Annotated in this window: 15 protein-coding genes and 1 other RNA gene; 12 read left to right on the forward strand and 4 right to left on the reverse strand. The window is 55.3% G+C overall.

Going from position 1 to position 16,796, the window contains the following annotated elements; translation table 11 throughout:
- Positions 1 to 280 precede the first annotated feature (280 nt).
- Together gap and tkt are read right to left on the reverse strand one after the other, a co-directional pair.
- Positions 281 to 1,288 (reverse strand): type I glyceraldehyde-3-phosphate dehydrogenase, encoded by a 1,008-nt coding sequence (gap, locus tag UF64_RS10755; protein ID WP_044828566.1) that lies wholly within the window; start codon positions 1,286 to 1,288, stop codon positions 281 to 283.
- Between the two features lie 113 nt (positions 1,289 to 1,401).
- On the reverse strand, positions 1,402 to 3,384 hold the full coding sequence (gene tkt, locus UF64_RS10760; protein WP_044828567.1) for a transketolase: 1,983 nt from the start codon (positions 3,382 to 3,384) through the stop codon (positions 1,402 to 1,404).
- A 413-nt stretch (positions 3,385 to 3,797) separates the two neighbouring features.
- Between tkt and UF64_RS10765 the strand changes: the two genes are divergently transcribed.
- From UF64_RS10765 to UF64_RS10775, 4 genes are all read left to right on the forward strand, one after another.
- The gene (locus UF64_RS10765) at positions 3,798 to 4,064 is read left to right on the forward strand and encodes a hypothetical protein (protein ID WP_044828568.1); all 267 of its coding nucleotides are present in this window, start codon (positions 3,798 to 3,800) and stop codon (positions 4,062 to 4,064) included.
- A gap of 2 nt (positions 4,065 to 4,066) precedes the next feature.
- The gene (locus UF64_RS10770; protein ID WP_044828569.1) at positions 4,067 to 4,405 is read left to right on the forward strand and encodes a cell division protein ZapA; all 339 of its coding nucleotides are present in this window, start codon (positions 4,067 to 4,069) and stop codon (positions 4,403 to 4,405) included.
- Positions 4,406 to 4,551: 146 nt separating this feature from the next.
- Positions 4,552 to 4,712: non-coding RNA, 6S RNA (gene ssrS, locus UF64_RS19930), on the forward strand.
- Positions 4,713 to 4,815: 103 nt separating this feature from the next.
- Positions 4,816 to 5,631: a TIGR00282 family metallophosphoesterase gene (locus UF64_RS10775; protein ID WP_044828570.1), complete on the forward strand. Its 816-nt coding sequence runs from the start codon at positions 4,816 to 4,818 to the stop codon at positions 5,629 to 5,631.
- A gap of 79 nt (positions 5,632 to 5,710) precedes the next feature.
- Here the strand turns inward: UF64_RS10775 and UF64_RS19700 are convergent, their stop codons facing one another.
- Positions 5,711 to 7,948, reverse strand: a complete 2,238-nt coding sequence (locus UF64_RS19700) for a methyl-accepting chemotaxis protein (RefSeq protein ID WP_052657577.1) — start codon at positions 7,946 to 7,948, stop codon at positions 5,711 to 5,713.
- A gap of 377 nt (positions 7,949 to 8,325) precedes the next feature.
- On the reverse strand, positions 8,326 to 10,500 hold the full coding sequence (locus UF64_RS19705; RefSeq protein ID WP_082049696.1) for a methyl-accepting chemotaxis protein: 2,175 nt from the start codon (positions 10,498 to 10,500) through the stop codon (positions 8,326 to 8,328).
- A gap of 486 nt (positions 10,501 to 10,986) precedes the next feature.
- On the opposite strand from UF64_RS19705, the gene UF64_RS10790 reads away from it, so the two are divergent.
- The 8 genes from UF64_RS10790 to UF64_RS10825 all read left to right on the forward strand — a co-directional run bounded on the left by UF64_RS10790 (position 10,987) and on the right by UF64_RS10825 (position 16,753).
- The gene (locus UF64_RS10790) at positions 10,987 to 11,733 is read left to right on the forward strand and encodes a YebC/PmpR family DNA-binding transcriptional regulator (protein ID WP_044828571.1); all 747 of its coding nucleotides are present in this window, start codon (positions 10,987 to 10,989) and stop codon (positions 11,731 to 11,733) included.
- Positions 11,734 to 11,814: 81 nt separating this feature from the next.
- The gene (gene ruvC, locus UF64_RS10795; RefSeq protein ID WP_044828572.1) at positions 11,815 to 12,345 is read left to right on the forward strand and encodes a crossover junction endodeoxyribonuclease RuvC; all 531 of its coding nucleotides are present in this window, start codon (positions 11,815 to 11,817) and stop codon (positions 12,343 to 12,345) included.
- The gene (ruvA, locus tag UF64_RS10800) at positions 12,342 to 13,037 is read left to right on the forward strand and encodes a Holliday junction branch migration protein RuvA (protein ID WP_044828573.1); all 696 of its coding nucleotides are present in this window, start codon (positions 12,342 to 12,344) and stop codon (positions 13,035 to 13,037) included. The genes ruvC and ruvA overlap by 4 nt, the downstream gene beginning before the upstream one ends.
- Positions 13,034 to 14,095 carry a Holliday junction branch migration DNA helicase RuvB gene (gene ruvB / locus UF64_RS10805; RefSeq protein ID WP_044828574.1) on the forward strand — a complete coding sequence of 354 codons (1,062 nt, stop codon included), beginning with the start codon at positions 13,034 to 13,036 and terminating at the stop codon, positions 14,093 to 14,095. Before ruvA ends, ruvB begins: the two co-directional genes overlap by 4 nt.
- A complete protein-coding gene (locus tag UF64_RS10810) occupies positions 14,095 to 14,556 on the forward strand; it encodes a YbgC/FadM family acyl-CoA thioesterase (protein WP_044828575.1) in 462 nt (153 codons plus the stop codon). Before ruvB ends, UF64_RS10810 begins: the two co-directional genes overlap by 1 nt.
- 7 nt (positions 14,557 to 14,563) lie before the next feature.
- Positions 14,564 to 15,295, forward strand: coding sequence for a protein TolQ (tolQ, locus tag UF64_RS10815; RefSeq protein WP_044828576.1), 732 nt, complete (start codon positions 14,564 to 14,566; stop codon positions 15,293 to 15,295).
- A gap of 2 nt (positions 15,296 to 15,297) precedes the next feature.
- A complete protein-coding gene (gene tolR, locus UF64_RS10820) occupies positions 15,298 to 15,753 on the forward strand; it encodes a protein TolR (protein WP_044828577.1) in 456 nt (151 codons plus the stop codon).
- Positions 15,754 to 15,760: 7 nt separating this feature from the next.
- Complete coding sequence (locus UF64_RS10825; protein ID WP_044828578.1) at positions 15,761 to 16,753, forward strand: energy transducer TonB; 993 nt, start codon at positions 15,761 to 15,763, stop codon at positions 16,751 to 16,753.
- Positions 16,754 to 16,796 lie beyond the last annotated feature (43 nt).

Below are 16,796 nucleotides of genomic sequence, written 5' to 3' on the forward strand. Positions count from 1 at the left end.
CCAGGGTCAGGACCTACTAATTTGATTGGAATGGCAGAGCTTATATTTGTGAAATCCAAGGAAAAGCCCGCTGGGCGGGTCGGCATCCCGCGCAAGGGGTTTGACGCGGGAGTTCGCAAATATAAGCTCTGTCCTTCGGATCGGTCAGATTTGCACGAGCTACTTTGTCGCAAAACCTTGAAAGATTGTTATCTTCCGGCGGTTTTGCTTCGCGTATCCGCACAAATCTGAGCGACCATTCGAACCAAATTAGTAGGTCCTGACCCTTGCTAAGCGATGCTTAGAGGAACTTCGCCATGGCGACAGCGGTGTCGCTCATACGGTTGGAGAAGCCCCACTCGTTGTCATACCAGGACAGGATACGAACGAAGTTGCCGTCCATGACCTGGGTCTGGGTGGCATCAAAGGTCGAGCTGTTCGGGTTGTGGTTGAAGTCAACCGAAACCAGCGGTGCTTCGCAAACGCCAAGAACGCCTTTAAGCGGACCGTTTGCGGCTTCCTTGATCGCTGCGTTGATTTCATCAACGGTGGTGTCACGGCCCGCAACGAAGGTCAGGTCGACCATGGAAACGTTCGGGGTCGGGACGCGGATCGCGGTACCGTCAAGCTTGCCTTTAAGTTCCGGAAGAACCAGGCCAACAGCCTTTGCTGCACCGGTCGAGGTCGGGATCATCGAAAGCGATGCCGAACGTGCACGACGCAGGTCTTTATGCAGGCTGTCCACGGTGTTCTGGTCGCCGGTGAAGGCGTGAACAGTGGTCATGAAGCCCTTGGTGATGCCAACGGTCTTGTTCAGAACGTCTGCAACCGGTGCCAGGCAGTTGGTGGTGCAGGATGCGTTCGAAACGATGATGTCGCTTGCCGACAGGGTGTCGGAGTTAACGCCGTAAACAACGGTCTTGATGTCGCCCTTTGCCGGGGCGGAAATCAGAACGCGCTTGGCACCAGCGGTCAGGTGTTTGCCAGCACCGGCTTCGTCAAGGAAGATACCGGTGCACTCGAATGCGATGTCGACTTTAAGGTCGGCCCACGGCAGGTTCGCCGGGTCACGCTCTGAGCAAACCTTGATCGTCTTGCCGTCGATGACGAGGTTGTCGCCTTCGGCTTTGACGTCATTGGCCAGAACGCCATGAACGGAATCATATTTCAGAAGATGTGCGTTGGTGTTGACGTCACCCAGGTCGTTGATGGCAACAACTTCAACATCGGTGCGGCCGCTTTCAACGATTGCACGCAGAACCAGACGGCCGATACGGCCAAAACCATTAATCGCTACGCGAATAGCCATTCATCCCTCCAAAATTATAATGATTGGTACCTGGGGAGTATCAATCACGGCTTAGGGTACAAAACCCATAGAAAAAAGGCCGGATCGGCATGTTACCGATCCGGCCCTGTAAATTAAACCAGTTCCTTGGCCGCTTTGACCAGCGCATCGGCGGTGATGCCGAAATGCTCATAAAGAACCGGGGCCGGTGCCGAGGCACCAAATCCGTGCATGCCGATAACCTTGCCGTTATCGCCAACATATTTTTCCCAGCCAAAGACCGAAAGGGCTTCGATGGCAACGCGCGGTGCGCTGCCCAGAACTTCCTTGCGGTATTCCGGCGACTGGGCGTCAAACAGTTCCCAGCTCGGCAGCGAAACAACAGCAGCATTGATGCCGTCTGCTTTCAGCTTGGCCTGTGCGTCAACAGCGATCTCGACTTCCGAACCGGTCGCGATCAGGGTGACCTGGCGGTCGCCATCGCAATCGGAAATCACGTAACCGCCACGTGCGACAAGGTTGTCTTCACGATAGTCGGTCCGCAGAACCGGCAGGTTCTGACGGGTAAGTGCAAGAACGGTCGGGCCGCTTTCGTTGGTGATCGACAGTGCCCATGCTTCTGCGGTTTCAACCGCATCAGCCGGACGGATCACGGTCACGTTCGGCATCGCACGCAGCGACGCGACATGTTCGATCGGCTGGTGAGTCGGGCCGTCTTCGCCAAGACCGATGGAATCATGGGTCATGACGTAAACAACGCGCTGGTTCATCAGGGCCGAAAGACGGATCGCCGGGCGGCAATAGTCGGTGAAGACCAGGAAGGTGCCGCCATAAGGCAGCACGCCACCATGCAGCGCCAGACCATTCATGGCTGCTGCCATGCCGTGTTCGCGGATACCGTAATAGATATACGCACCTTCATAGCCGTCATCAGCGGTAATCGGTGCCTGAACACTGGTCTTGGTGTTGTTCGAACCGGTCAGGTCGGCAGAGCCGCCGATCATTTCCGGGATCGCTTTGGTCAGCACTTCGAGAACGTTCTCCGATGCCTTACGGGTGGCGACCTTCGGCTTGTCTTCGGTGATCTGCTTTTTGTAGTCGTTGAACGCTTCGATCCAGTTTTCCGGAAGCTTGCCTTCGATACGACGCTCGAACTCGTCCTTAAGGGCTGCTTCGAGGCTCTCGAAACGACCGCCCCATGCATTGAAGTCATCCGCACCACGTGCGCCAGCAGCAAGCCATGCATCACGGATATCAGCCGGAATGTCGAACGGCTCGTAATCCCACTCAAGCTTCTTGCGCATGCCAGCAAGTTCCTCGGCACCAAGTGCCGCGCCATGGGTTGCCGAGGTACCGGCTTTGGTCGGTGCGCCAAACCCGATCTGGGTTTTGCAGGCAATCATCGACGGGGTGTTGGTGGTTTTGGCTTTGGCGATGGCAGCTTCGATTGCAGCCGGATCGTGACCGTCAATCTGCTGAACGTCCCAGCCAGCGGCTTCGAAGCGCTTCTTGTGATCTTCCGAGGTCGAAAGCGAGGTCGGGCCATCAATCGAAATGCCGTTGTCATCGAATAGAACGATGAGTTTGGACAGTTTCATGTGACCAGCCATCGAAATGGCTTCCTGCGAAATACCTTCCATCAGGCAACCATCGCCAGCAATCACATAGGTGTAGTGATCGACAACGCTGTCACCGAAGCGGGCATTCATGATGCGCTCGCCAAGGGCGAAACCGACCGAGGTCGCAATACCCTGACCCAGCGGGCCAGTGGTGGTTTCAATGCCTTCGCCGTGACCGAATTCCGGGTGGCCCGCGGTGCGGTAGCCCATCTGACGGAAATTCTTGATCTGATCAAGATCGAAGTCTTCGTACCCGGTCAGGTGCAGAAGCGAATAAAGAAGCATCGAACCGTGACCTGCGGACAGGATGAAACGGTCGCGGTCCGGCCAGTTCGGATGCTTCGGATCGAATTTCAAGAATTTGGTATAAAGAACAGTCGCAACGTCTGCCATGCCCATCGGCATGCCCGGGTGACCGGATTTGGCTTTCTCAACAGCGTCTGCCGAGAGGAAGCGGATGGCATTGGCCATGCGGTTGTGTTCTGCTTGCGTCGTCATGTGATGCGGTTCCTGGGGGTTTCGCGGTCGGGCGATGAAAACACTTTTCCATTTATTAACGGAATTCGCGCGGAAGATGCCCTTACGGGGGGCATACGTCAACCGCTTCTATCGAAAAACTGCCAAGTTATCCGGATTCAGATTAATCACACTGGCAATTGCCGTGTCCAGTTGTGGGTTTTGCTGATCTGTTTGGGCACGTAGCGCCTGATTTTCGCCAAGTGCGCCTGCTGCTTGAGGCGTTCGGATGCAATCATGATCGGGCAAAACGGTTGTTGATCGGAATCTGTGATGTTAAATCAGCCATGATCATGACATCTTCGATGGGTCTGATCGCCATCAGATGAGTCGCAGCAGACAGGTCATGTCTGCGCAATGCAATTTGGGTAAACAGCAAACATTCGGGTAGGATCATGTCGCGGTTGCAACAGGCAAGTGATCGGCTGAAAGCAGCATTGGAACGTCTGGAAACGGTTGCGGAGTCGGCGATCGAGGCCAAAAGCCAGGACGCCAACGCAGATACCGCAGAGGTCGAAGCCCTGCGTGGACAGCTCTCAGAGCTTCGCGAAGATTACGACCGGCTGAGCCGCACGACCGAAACGGTTTCAAACCGCCTTGACGGGGCTGTTGATCAACTCAAACTCGTCCTTGATGAAGAACCCGCAAAGAAACAGGCATAACCATGGCACAGGTTTCCATTCGCATTAACGGTCGCAGCTACGACATCGCATGTGACGACGGTCAGGAAGATCGCATTCACGCGCTTGCCGGTTATGTTGACGAACGGGTCAAGGAAATCTCCGATGCGGTTGGCCAGATCGGTGAACAGCGCCTTCTGGTCATGACCAGCCTTCTGATTGCTGACGAACTCGGCATGGCGCATGAAAAGCTGAAAAATCCGGCAAGCCCGGCGGCAGAGGCCGGAAGTATTTCGGCTGCTGAAAGTGATGCGCTGGCGGACAATATCGAAAGCATGGCCGAACGGGTCGAAGCACTTGCCGATCGTCTGAACAAAGACTGATCACTTGGTTATTCGCCGACTGCATGGCTGCGTTTCCCAAGGCCTGAATTCGCGCAATCTACTTGAAATTCCGATGGTCGAAGACTAAGTTCCGGTCGCTGACAGTTTGCGATGCGCCGTTCGCGGCGATCAAGAACCCAGCATCAAGGGGGCTGCCCTGTTCGTCAGGTTCGCTAATTCCCGGGGCCGATGCTCATTTCTCTAGGGAGCTGTCCCTTGCCAGGCCGTGGTCTGGTTATACGGCGCCCACCTGCACCTGCAGGTCACGAGGAATTACCAAATGGCCAACGGCAGCGGTGGCTCCCGCTTATATTCCCTTTTCCATTTCGTGATGCCGGTCATGCGTCCCGGGGCAGGGTGCATCAAACGAAACATGTCTGCCTGCTGGCTGACGCAAAACAGGAAGCACAATGCGTTTACTTCATCTTGGCGACGTTCTGGGGCAATCCGGTCGCAAGGCAGCGCTCGAAGCGCTCCCGATGCTACGTGACCGTCTCTCGGTTGATATCGCGGTGGTGAATGTCGAAAACGCAGCCCACGGCTTTGGCGTAACGGCAAAAATCTGCAAGGAATTCTATGCCGCCGGTGCCGATGTCCTGACCACAGGCAACCATGTCTGGGATCAGCGCGAAATCATCGCCTATATCGACGAAGATGAAAAACTGCTGCGTCCGTGGAACTTCCCGGATGGCACGCCGGGCAATGGCGATTACGTTTTCAAAACCAAGTCGGGCAAGAAGGTCTGTGTGATCAACATGATGGGCCGCCTGTTCATGGATCCGTTATCCTGCCCGTTCCAAGGGGCGGACAAGCTCTTTGCCAAACACAAGCTTGGCAAGAATGTCGATGCCGTGATCCTTGATTTCCACGCCGAAACCACGTCAGAAAAAATGGCGTTTGGCCATCACTGTGACGGGCGGGCGTCGCTCGTGCTTGGCACGCACACCCATGTGCCGACCGCCGATGCCCAGATCCTGCCAAATGGCACGGCCTATCAAACCGATGTTGGCATGTGCGGTGACTTTGATTCCGTCATCGGCATGAAAAAGGAAAACTCGGTCCGCAAATTCATCACCAAAATGCCGTCCGGCCGGTTCGAACCGGCAGAAGGCCCGGCGACGGTGTGCGGCGTTTACGTTGAAACCGATGACAAGACGGGCCTTGCCAAACGCATTGAATCGGTCCGTATCGGTGGCCGTCTCAAAGGCAGCTGGCCCAGCGCCTGACCCAAGGCCGCAGGGATGCGATCAAAGAAAAAGGCCCGCCAGATGGCGGGCCTTTTTCGTTTCAGATATGTGGTTTTGATCAGGCAGCGCGATCACGGGCCTGCTGGCGCAGGTCATCCAGGATCGCGGAAATACGCGTACGCATTTCGCTGACTTTTTCCGATGCCGACCGCGACGTGGTCAGAACTTCACCCGACAGTTGGCCGGTGCGACCGGTTTCATTGGCAACCTCGGCAATCGATGCCGAAACCGCACGGGTGCGATCCGCCGCACCACGCACGTTGCGCGTGATTTCGTCGGTAGCGGCCCCTTGCTGTTCAACAGCTGCCGAAATGGTCGTGGCAATCTCATTGAGGCTATCAATGATCGAACCGATCTCGCCAATCGCGCTGACAGATTCGCCGGTAGCTTTCTGAATGCCGGTGATCTGACCCGAAATTTCCTCGGTGGCTTTTTCCGTCTGGTTGGCAAGGTTTTTGACCTCGGCCGCAACAACCGCAAAGCCCTTGCCGGCATCGCCGGCACGGGCCGCCTCGATGGTGGCGTTAAGTGCCAGCAGGTTGGTCTGCTCGGCAATGTCGGTGATCAGTGCGATCACCTCGCCAATACGGCTTGCCGACTGCGACAGGCTGTTGACCAGCTCGTTGGTGTGCTGGGCACGTTCGGCAGCCTCGTTCGAAATGCGGGTGGTTTCCGCCATCTGACGGTTGATCTCCGCGTTCGAGCTTGAAAGCTGCTCGGTCGCCGAAGCAACGGTTTCAACATTGCCCGTGGCTTCATCGGCTGATTTCGAAACTTCGTCACTCTGTCCCGAAACCAGTTCGGCACTGTCGGTCATCTGACCCGACACACCCTGAAGCTGCTCTGCCAGTGCCGCGATTTCATTCACCGCACTTTCAACCTCACCCTGCAGGGTGTCGGCCAGTGACAGCAACTCGTCACGAAGGGCTTCGTTGCGTTCACGGTTCAGGCGTTCTTCTTCGGCCTGCATGTCGCGGACCTTGATGGCGTTTGCCTTGAACACGTCAACCGCACGGCCCATGGCGGAAATCTCGTCACTGCCGCCCGACGGGACAGCAGCCTCAAGATCACCATCAGCCAGAGAAATCATCGATTTCTGCAAGCCGGCCAGACGACGCAGAAGGTTGCCACGCACATAAACCAGATAGATCAGAAGCGGGATCACGATTGCGGCTGCGCCAACGCCATACATCACAAACGAGCTCTGCTGGGTCAGCGTGCTTGCCGCATCGGCCGAAACGTCAACACCGGACTGAAGATCAGCCACAAGGGTGTTCACGCCGTCTTCCATGGCAGCAGCAAATTCGCCACTGTCTTCAACGATATCGATCTGTTCGTCAGCAAGTTTGAGTTCTTTGCTGCGGAGTGACGAGATACTTTTGCGTCCCATCGACAGTTTCTTGATATCGCCCAGAAGACCTTCATAGAACTTCTTGAGTTTCTCATTGGGCAGTTCGGCAATGGTGTTGGCCACAACACCAACCGCACCACGCACCTGAACCCCCATGATGCGAAGCTGCATGCGATCATTCGAAGATGCTGCTGACAGAACCGTGTTGGTGATTTCCGCACCATTGTTCGAAAGTGCCAGGATCGGGGCCTGTGCTGCCATCAATTCATCAAGCTTGAACAGCAACCCCTTGATCGAGTTTTCCTGTTCCTGGGTCATGAAGGCACCTGCCTGACGCAGGTCATGAACCTGGCTGGTGACGGCAGTAATATTGGTCCGGGAAGCCGACAGGATCGGCTGAATCATCGAATTGAACTTACTAGTCAATTGCTGGAACTGGCCAAGCGAGTCTGATAGCTCGCCAGCAACTTCAAAACGCTCAATCGTGGTGTCGTGAAGTTCCTGTAAGGCTTCAGCAAGGCTATGGCCATTGGTTTCAATCACCGCAAGGGTTTCTTCAGGCAGGCCAGATTGACTTAAAACAGTGAGGTTTTCCTCAAGATTTGCCAGCATGACATCCAGATCAGCCTTGACTGCCTGTTCCTCTTCAACGGTCGAGGCGGCAATAATGCGCGGTGCGGATGCCACGATCTTGGCGCTTGTGGTGGCAAGCTGCTGTGCGGCAAACATTGGTGGAAGTTGCTCATAGGCAATCTTGTCAAGCTGGTTGCCGAATTTCGTGAAAGAGAAGACCGATACGGCCGCGGCGAGGATTGCAATCAGACCGACAAGAAAAAAGGCACCTGCCAGTTTTTCACGTACGCCCAGTCCTGCTTTGTTCGTTTTTTTTACGTTCTTCTTTTTTGGCGAAGACGGCTTGGCGCCGCGCTTGATACTTAAAGCCATATTCAACTTACCCCATAGACCAAAGAGACAAGCGTCAACACAACTTGTGCCGACGCATGCATGTACGTCGTTTGAACGTTTGTTCCCTGCCAAGCCACATTTTGGGGATACCCGATGCCTGCCCCGAACAGGATCACGGGAAGTAAAGTAGGGCCTGATTTATTATTATTAGGGTCAGCTATAACATAGCAACCCTGCCGCAATCATGGGTTTTCGGCCAAACCTGTACGTCTGTATATAGATGGGTGTTGAATTCAGGTCATTTTTTCATCGGCTGTATTGCTTGCCGGATGGGTGAGGGCAGGTTCTTACGTGTTCGAGTCACAAAAAAGGCCCGCCAATGGCGGGCCTTTTCGATTTTAAGCATATAAGAATTATCAGGAAGCTGCGCGATCATGCGCCTGCTTGCGCAGATCATCGAGGATACCGTTAATTCTCGACCGCAGGTTTTCAACCTTCTGCGAAGCATCCTGTGCCGTGGCCAGAACCTGACCGGAAAGTTCCCCGGTCTTGCTGGTTTCATTGGCAACTTCGTTGATCGATGCCGACACCGAACGGGTACGGTCCGCAGCCCCTCGTACGTTGCGCGTGATCTCGTCGGTGGCTGCACCCTGTTCCTCAACGGCTGCTGAGATCGTGGTCGCGATTTCATTGATGTTTTCAATGATGCGGCCAATATCGCCGATGGCATTAACGGACTCACCGGTGGCTTTCTGAATGCCGGAAATCTGGCCAGAAATTTCCTCGGTGGCTTTTTCCGTCTGGTTGGCAAGGTTTTTGACCTCGGCGGCAACGACCGCAAAGCCCTTACCTGCATCACCCGCACGGGCCGCCTCAATGGTCGCGTTAAGGGCAAGCAGGTTGGTCTGCTCGGCAATGTCGGTGATCAGTGCGATCACTTCGCCAATGCGATCTGCAGATAGCGACAGGCTGTGAACCAGTTCGTTGGTTTCCTGTGCGCGGCTGGATGCCTCGTTCGAGATACGGGTCGATTCCGCCATCTGACGGTTGATTTCCGCATTCGATGCCGATAGCTGTTCGGTCGCGGCTGCAACCGTTTCAACATTGCCGGTGGCTTCCTGTGCAGAGCTTGCAACGTCTTCGGTCTGACCCGAAACCAGTTCCGCGCTCGACGTCATCTGGCCCGAAACACCCTGAAGCTGATCACCAAGGGCCGCGATTTCATTCACCGCACTCTCAACTTCGTTCTGCAGGGTATCGGCGAGCGACAGCAGCTCATCACGAAGCGCTTCGTTGCGTTCGTGATTAAGACGCTCTTCCTCGGCCTGCATTTCCTGCACTTTAAGGGCGTTCTTCTTAAAGACCTCAACCGCACGGCCCATGGCGCTGATTTCATCATTGCCTTTGGCCGGAACCGCGACCTCAAGATTGCCATCGGCAAGCTGGACCATGGTTTGCTGCAGAAGGCCAAGACGACGCAAAACGTTGCCACGGACATAAAGAACGTAAATCAGAAGCGAGATCACAACGCCAACCGCTGCAACAGCGGTCAGCGCGGTCAGGCTCTGTTTCTCGACAACCGATGCCTGGGCAGCAGCTTCATCCACTTCGGCATTCAGGCCGGCAACTAGCTCGGCAACGCTGTTACGCATTGCGTTGGCATATTCGCCACTCTGAACAACAAGTGCCTGGCTCTTTTCGGTTGCTTCAATTTCACGCTTTCGAAGGTCGGGCAGGCTGCCATCGCCAACCGAAAGCTTCTGCATCTTGCCGATCAGATCGACATAAAATGCCTTTAGGCGATCGTTATCAAGTTCATCAAGTTTGCTGAGCGCCTCGGTATACGTCCCGCGAATACGCACCGGAATGATCGACAGCCGCACGGCCTGGTTTTCCGTGGTGCTGGCGATAATCATGTTCGCGGCCGACGAACCAAGACGTTCGATATCAAGGATCGGGCTGCGGGTTTCAATCGCGCTTGCGTATTTCTGGAAGGACTCAAGGATCTCGTCCTTGTCCGCGCCGTATTTCTTTGACGGATCATCGGCAAAGGACGCGGCATACTCGCTGCCCTGTGCGATGTCATTCTGGGTATAGGACAATACCGGTTTCAGGGTATCGCCGTACCGTTTGGCCAGATTCTGGAACTCTTCGAGTTTGCTTGCTTTCTCGTCGCTGATCTGGAAGCGTTCCTGCGTGACATCGTGCAGCTGTTTGAGGTTGTCCTCAAGCAGGGCGCGATTGTCATTGATGCTTGCGATCACAGCCGGCATGAAGCCCGTGGCTTCAATCTGGGCGATCTGCGCACCGAGCTCTTCAAGGCGAACGGCAAGTTCGTCGTTGATGGCTGTTTCTTCTTCCGGATTGTTGGCGGCGACAATACGCGGAGCGATTGCGACAATTTCCGCACTACCGGTTGCCAGTGCCTGCGCAGCAGCAATCGGCGGAAGTTTTTCTTCGGTAATGGTGCTAAGCGCGTTACCGAACTGGTTGAAGGATACAGCCCCCACGATGGCAGAAATAACTGCCATCAATCCAACCACAGCAAACGATATAAGGAGTTTGCTTTGGACCCCGAATTTAGTTCCCATTCTATCTAACCTTTGTTTCCTAGCTGTTCCCGTATGGCTTCTTTGTCCATTCGGTTTGTATCTGGCGCCACAGGATCCTTTTAAATCCCGTGTGGGTGGCGTCAGCTTGGACCCCTGAGAGTGTTCTTCTTTAATTTAATGTTCTACTGCAGTGTTTATTAATGAAAGAATATCATGTGGTCTGCAACATCTATCCGCGTATAGGGTAAGACTATCCCCGGATAGGATAGGGCTTGAATGTGATTTAAACTCCTTCAACCTTGCGGTTTCTTCCCGATATTCCACGTTGTTACCAAGCATGGCTGGACCTCGCAGAGCAAACAGGATATAGGAGCGGTCGAAATTTTCGTTCGCGTATGTCGCAGATGTGAATGCTCACCCTGTGCATGCCCGAACGGGCTGGTCTGTCAGGGAACGCCCGTATGACCGGCGAGGTATCGCCCGATACCGTTCCAAAATGAGTTCAATGACGACAGGTTTTAGGTTATGGCCGGCCATTCCCAATTTAAGAACATCATGCACCGCAAAGGTGCGCAGGATAAAAAGCGCGCCAAGATCTTCACCAAACTCGCGCGCGAAATCACCGTTGCCGCGAAAATCAGCGAAGATATCGACAGCAACCCGCGTCTGCGCGCGGCGATTTCTGCTGCCCGTGCTCAGAATATGCCCAAGGACAACATCGATCGCGCAATTAAAAAGGCGACCGGCGCCGGCGAGGGCGACAACTACGAAGAAGTCCGTTACGAGGGCTACGGCACCGCCGGTGTCGCTGTCATCGTCGAAGCACTGACCGATAACCGCAACCGTACCGCATCCGAAGTGCGCGCTGCCTTCACCAAGCATGGCGGCAACCTTGGCGAAACCGGTTCGGTTGGTTTCATGTTCAACCGTTTGGGCGAAATCGTCTATCCGGCTGACAAGGCCGATGCCGACGAAATTTTCGAAGCAGCCCTTGAAGCCGGTGCGGCCAACGCGGAATCTGATGAAGAAAACCACATCATCGATACCGAGATCGAAGACCTCAACACCGTGCGCGAAGCCCTGACCGAGAAATTCGGCGATCCGGAAAGCGCAAAGATGGTGTTCCGTGCCACCACCGAAGCCGACATCACGGTTGATCAGGCACAGAGCATCATGAAGCTTGTTGATGTTCTTGAAGACAACGATGACGTCCAGAATGTCTGGACCAACGTCAACTGGACCGACGAAATTGTTGCTGGCCTCGACAGCTAATTAATATTTGCCAACACCCGCCTTTCGCTTTTGAATGGCGGGTGTTTTGTATCTGGAACCCGGTTTTCATTGGGGGATGTAGTGGTCAGAGTGCTCGGGATCGATCCCGGTCTGCAACGTACGGGGTGGGGGGTCATTGACCTTGATAACAACCGTATGCGTCATGTCGCCAATGGTGTGGTGACATCTACCCAGTCACTCACCCTGGCCGAACGCCTTGATCAGCTCCATACCGGTCTGATGGAAGTCATCAAGGTCTGGACACCCGATGCAGCCGCGGTCGAAGAAACCTTCGTCAATAAGAACCCGGTCTCGACCCTGAAACTGGGGCAGGCGCGTGGTGTTGCGCTACTCGCCCCGGCACGCAATGGCATTCCGGTAACGGAATATACACCCAATGCCGTCAAAAAGACTGTGGTCGGTGCCGGTCATGCCGCCAAGCAACAGGTCGAAATGATGGTTTCGACCCTGCTTCCGGGCTGTGACATTGCCGGGCCGGATGCTGCTGACGCCCTTGCCGTTGCCATCTGTCACGCGCAACATGCCGGGAACCGGTCGCTTGCTAATTCAATGGCAGTAAAGCCAACACGAAACGGGAGAAAATACAGGTGATCGCCAAACTGCGCGGAATTGTGGATTTCATCGGCGAAGACAGCGTCATCATTGATGTCAACGGTGTCGGATATCTGGTTTTTGCCTCCCGCCGGACCCTTTCCATGCTGCCGCCCAAGGGCGGGGACGCCGGATTGATGATCGAAACCCATGTCCGCGAAGATCACATTCATCTCTATGGCTTTGCCGATAACGCTGAAAAGCAATGGTTTGCATTGCTCACCACCGTTCAGGGTGTTGGTGCGAAGGTCGCATTGGCTTTGCTGTCTGTTCTGACCCCGACCGATCTTTTGCGCGCGCTGGCCGCCCAGGATACCACGGCATTGTGCCGCGCACCGGGAATCGGCCCCAAGGTCGCGACCCGCATTGTCGGCGAGCTTAAAGACAAGGCCGCCAAGCTCAACCTTGGCCCGGTCGCAGCCCCCGCAGCGCCGGCAGCTGATGAAGCCAAGCCCGCAACCAAATCAAAGAAATCGACCAAACCGGCTGCGGATGTGAGCGCGGACACAGCGCCAAGCGAACCGGTCGTTGATGATAGCGTCGTTCTGGCAGACGCCGTATCCGCACTGGTCAATCTCGGCTATGGCCGTTCCGAGGCATTCGGCGCGATCGGCAAGGCCGCCCAGCAGGCCGGTGATGACAAGTCGATCGATACCCTGATCCGTCTGGGACTAAAGGAGCTTAGCGCGTGAGCGAAGAAGAAGACCGTCTGCTCAGTGGTGAGCGTCGTGAAGAAGACCATCAGGATGGATCGCTGCGTCCCCGTCGGCTTGATGATTTTACCGGCCAGAAAGAAGTCCGTGAAAACCTTGATGTCTTCATCAAGGCCGCCAGTGCGCGCGAAGAAGCCATGGACCATGTCCTGTTCTTTGGCCCGCCTGGGCTTGGCAAAACCACGCTTTCGCAAATTGTTGCCAGTGAACTCGGTGTTGGCTTTCGCGCAACATCCGGCCCGGTAATTGCCAAGGCCGGTGACCTTGCAGCGCTTCTGACCAACCTGCAGCCACGCGACGTTTTGTTCATTGATGAAATTCACCGCCTGAACCCGGCGGTGGAGGAAATCCTCTATCCGGCGATGGAAGATTTCCAGCTTGATCTGATCATCGGCGAAGGGCCGGCTGCACGCTCTGTCCGGATCGACTTGCCACCCTTTACCCTGGTCGGGGCCACCACGCGTTCGGGACTTCTGACCACACCATTGCGGGATCGTTTTGGTATTCCGCTTCGGTTGCGCTTCTACGAGCCCGAAGAACTGGTCAGCATTGTTGCCCGTGGTGCGCGGCTTTTGAATTTCGACATGACCGAAGAAGGCGCGATGGAAATTGCCCGTCGGTCACGCGGCACCCCGCGTATTGCCGGTCGTCTGTTGCGCCGTGTGCGTGACTTCGCGGCCGTGGCGGAAAAATCACCGGTCGATAAATTTATTGCCGATGCCGCACTCACCCGGCTTGAGGTCGATAACCTTGGGCTTGATAGCCAGGACCGTCGTTACCTCAATTGTATTGCCAGCAACTATGGCGGTGGCCCGGTTGGTGTCGATACGCTGGCCGCGGCCCTTTCGGAAGAACGCGATACCATCGAAGATGTGATCGAGCCGTATTTGCTGCAGCAGGGCCTGATCCAGCGGACCCCGCGCGGGCGCATGCTGGGCGTAAAGGGCTTCAAGCATCTTGGTCTGACTCCGCCACGCCAGGCGGGCGGCATGCCGCTTTCCGATCTGTTTGATGGTCAGCCCGGGGACGATTCCTGATGCCGCAAAAAAATCATGAAGTCCTTTTGGGGCACCTTGAAGGCAATCGGCATATCTATCCGCTTATTGTTTATTACGAAGATACAGATGCAGGCGGGGTGGTTTATCACGCCAATTATCTTGCCTTCGCCGAACGTGCGCGTTCAGCGATGCTTAACCTCTTGGGCTTTACCAATCGAAATGTTGCAGAACGCCACAAAGTTGCCATAGCCGTTCGACACTGTACGCTCGACTTCAAACGTCCAGCTCTTTTGGAGGACCGTCTGACGGTCGAAAGTCGGGTGATCAAGCTTGGGGGCGCGTCGCTTGGCTTTGAACAAAAGATCATGCGTGACGGCGACGAACTTGTGGTGATCGAGATTTATCTCGCCTGCATGTCGTTGGAAGGACTTCGGGCACAACGTCTGCCCGACGAACTAAGAACAGTATTTAATAGTTGTCTTGATGTGACAAAGGACTGACGGGAATATGGAAAATCAAGTGGTCGACGCGGTAACGCTGGGGCAGTCGGTCATGGCACATGATATGTCTCTTTGGGGACTTTTCATGCAGGCTGGGCTGGTCGTCAAAACAGTGATGATCGGTCTTTTGCTGGCTTCTGTCTGGGTTTGGGCGATTGTCTTCGAGAAAATCCTGCGACTGCGCAAATTGCGCGCCCAGGCAAACACCTTCGAAGAAGCCTTCTGGTCGGGTGGATCACTTGAAGATCTGTATGACCGTATCGCCGACAAGCCGCGCGATCCGATGTCAGCCATCTTTGTTTCGGCCATGCGTGAATGGCGTCGTTCGAACGCAAAGGGTGTCCGTGGTGACACCATGCGTGCCCGCCTTCAGCAGCGCCTTGAAAAATCCATGGAAATTACCCTTGGTCGCGAAATGGACCGGGTCGAACGGTATATGACCTTCCTGGCATCGGTCGGCTCGACCGCACCGTTCGTCGGTCTGTTCGGGACCGTCTGGGGCATCATGGTATCGTTCCAGTCGATTGCCGCATCCAAAAACACCTCGCTTGCAGTCGTTGCGCCGGGTATTGCCGAGGCACTGTTTGCAACTGCCATGGGCCTTGTTGCCGCCATTCCGGCCGTTGTTGCCTATAACAAGATTTCCAGTGACCTGAACCGGTACAGCAACCGCCTCGAAGCTTTCGTGGACGAGTTCTCCTCGATCCTTTCGCGCCAACTTGATGACACGAGAGACTGATTATGGGCGCTCAACTTGCATCCCGATCTGGCGGAGGACGCCGTCGCGGTCGCCGGGGGAACCGGCGCGCTGCCATGAGTGACATCAACGTCACCCCGATGGTTGACGTTATGCTCGTACTGCTCGTGATCTTCATGGTCGCAGCGCCGCTGATGACTGTCGGGGTCGAGGTTGATCTGCCGGAAACCAGTGCCGCACCGATGACCGGTCAGGATGAGCCGCTGGTGGTCTCAGTCTCTGCCGAAGGCACGATCTACATCATGGATAGCGAAATCGCGCAGGACACCCTGACCGAAAAGCTTGCCGCCATTACCGACAACAAGGCCGATACCCGCATCTTCGTGCGCGGTGACAAGGCAATTGATTATGGCCGCGTGATGCAGGTCATGGGCCTGATCAAGGATGCCGGCTTCACCAAAGTCGCCCTGATCGCCGAATTGCCGGCAAAGGGTTCGTAATCGAATTATGCTGCGTTACGCTCTCATATCGCTTGGTCTGCACGCTGTCCTGTTTCTGGTGGCGTGGCTTGGGCTGCCCGATCTGTTTGACGAAACACCGTTGGAATTGCAGTCCATTTCGGTTGAAGTCGTGACAGTGGACGAATTTTCCGCGGCCCCGACCAAGGCTTTGCCAAAACCGGAACCCAAAGAGGAACCGAAACCAAAGCCAACCCCGAAGCCGGAACCCAAGCCTGAGCCGAAACCGGAACCAAAGCCAGAACCAAAGCCAGAACCAAAGCCTGAGCCGAAACCGGAACCAAAGCCAGAACCAAAGCCTGAGCCGAAGCCAGAACCAAAGCCCGAACCAAAACCGGAGCCCAAGCCAGAGCCGAAGCCTGAGCCAAAACCGACACCAAAGCCGGAACCGGTTCCGACGCCTGACGTTAAAAAAGAGCCGGAGCCAAAACCGGAGCCGACTGAGCTTGCCGCTGTAAAGCCGGAATCCAAGCCGACGCCGCCGAAACCGGAACCGGTCAAAAAGCCGGAGCCGAAAAAGGAAGAGCCGAAGAAACGCGATCTCATGAGCGTTCTTAAGGATGTCAGCAAGCTTAAGGAAACGGCAGAAGCCGCGCCGGAGCAGCAGCCAGACGAAACGCCGGAAGAAAATGCCAGCGAGGTTGTGGCAACGCGTCTTGATGCCAATCTGACCATGAGCGAGCTTGATGCCGTCAAACGTCAGATCGAAAGATGTTGGAGCCCACCGGCAGGGGCCAAGGAAGCCGGCAACTTTGCGGTTGAAATTCATGTCAGCGCGAACCCGGACGGAACCGTCCGTCAGGCGCGGATCAGCAACCTGAACGAAATTCAGGGCGATACTTCCCGCCGTACGATTGCGGAAAGTGCCCTGCGAGCAGTGCTAAATCCGCAATGCAGTCCGCTTAAGTTGCCACTCGATAAGTACGATATGTGGAGAACGTTCACGTTCAATTTTGATATGCGCGAAATGCTCGGATTGTAAGTCTTTGTATGTGAGGAAAATTTACAAACTACAACAATGCATT

This window comes from Thalassospira sp. HJ (genome assembly GCF_000948415.1).
In the GTDB taxonomy this organism is placed as follows: domain Bacteria; phylum Pseudomonadota; class Alphaproteobacteria; order Rhodospirillales; family Thalassospiraceae; genus Thalassospira.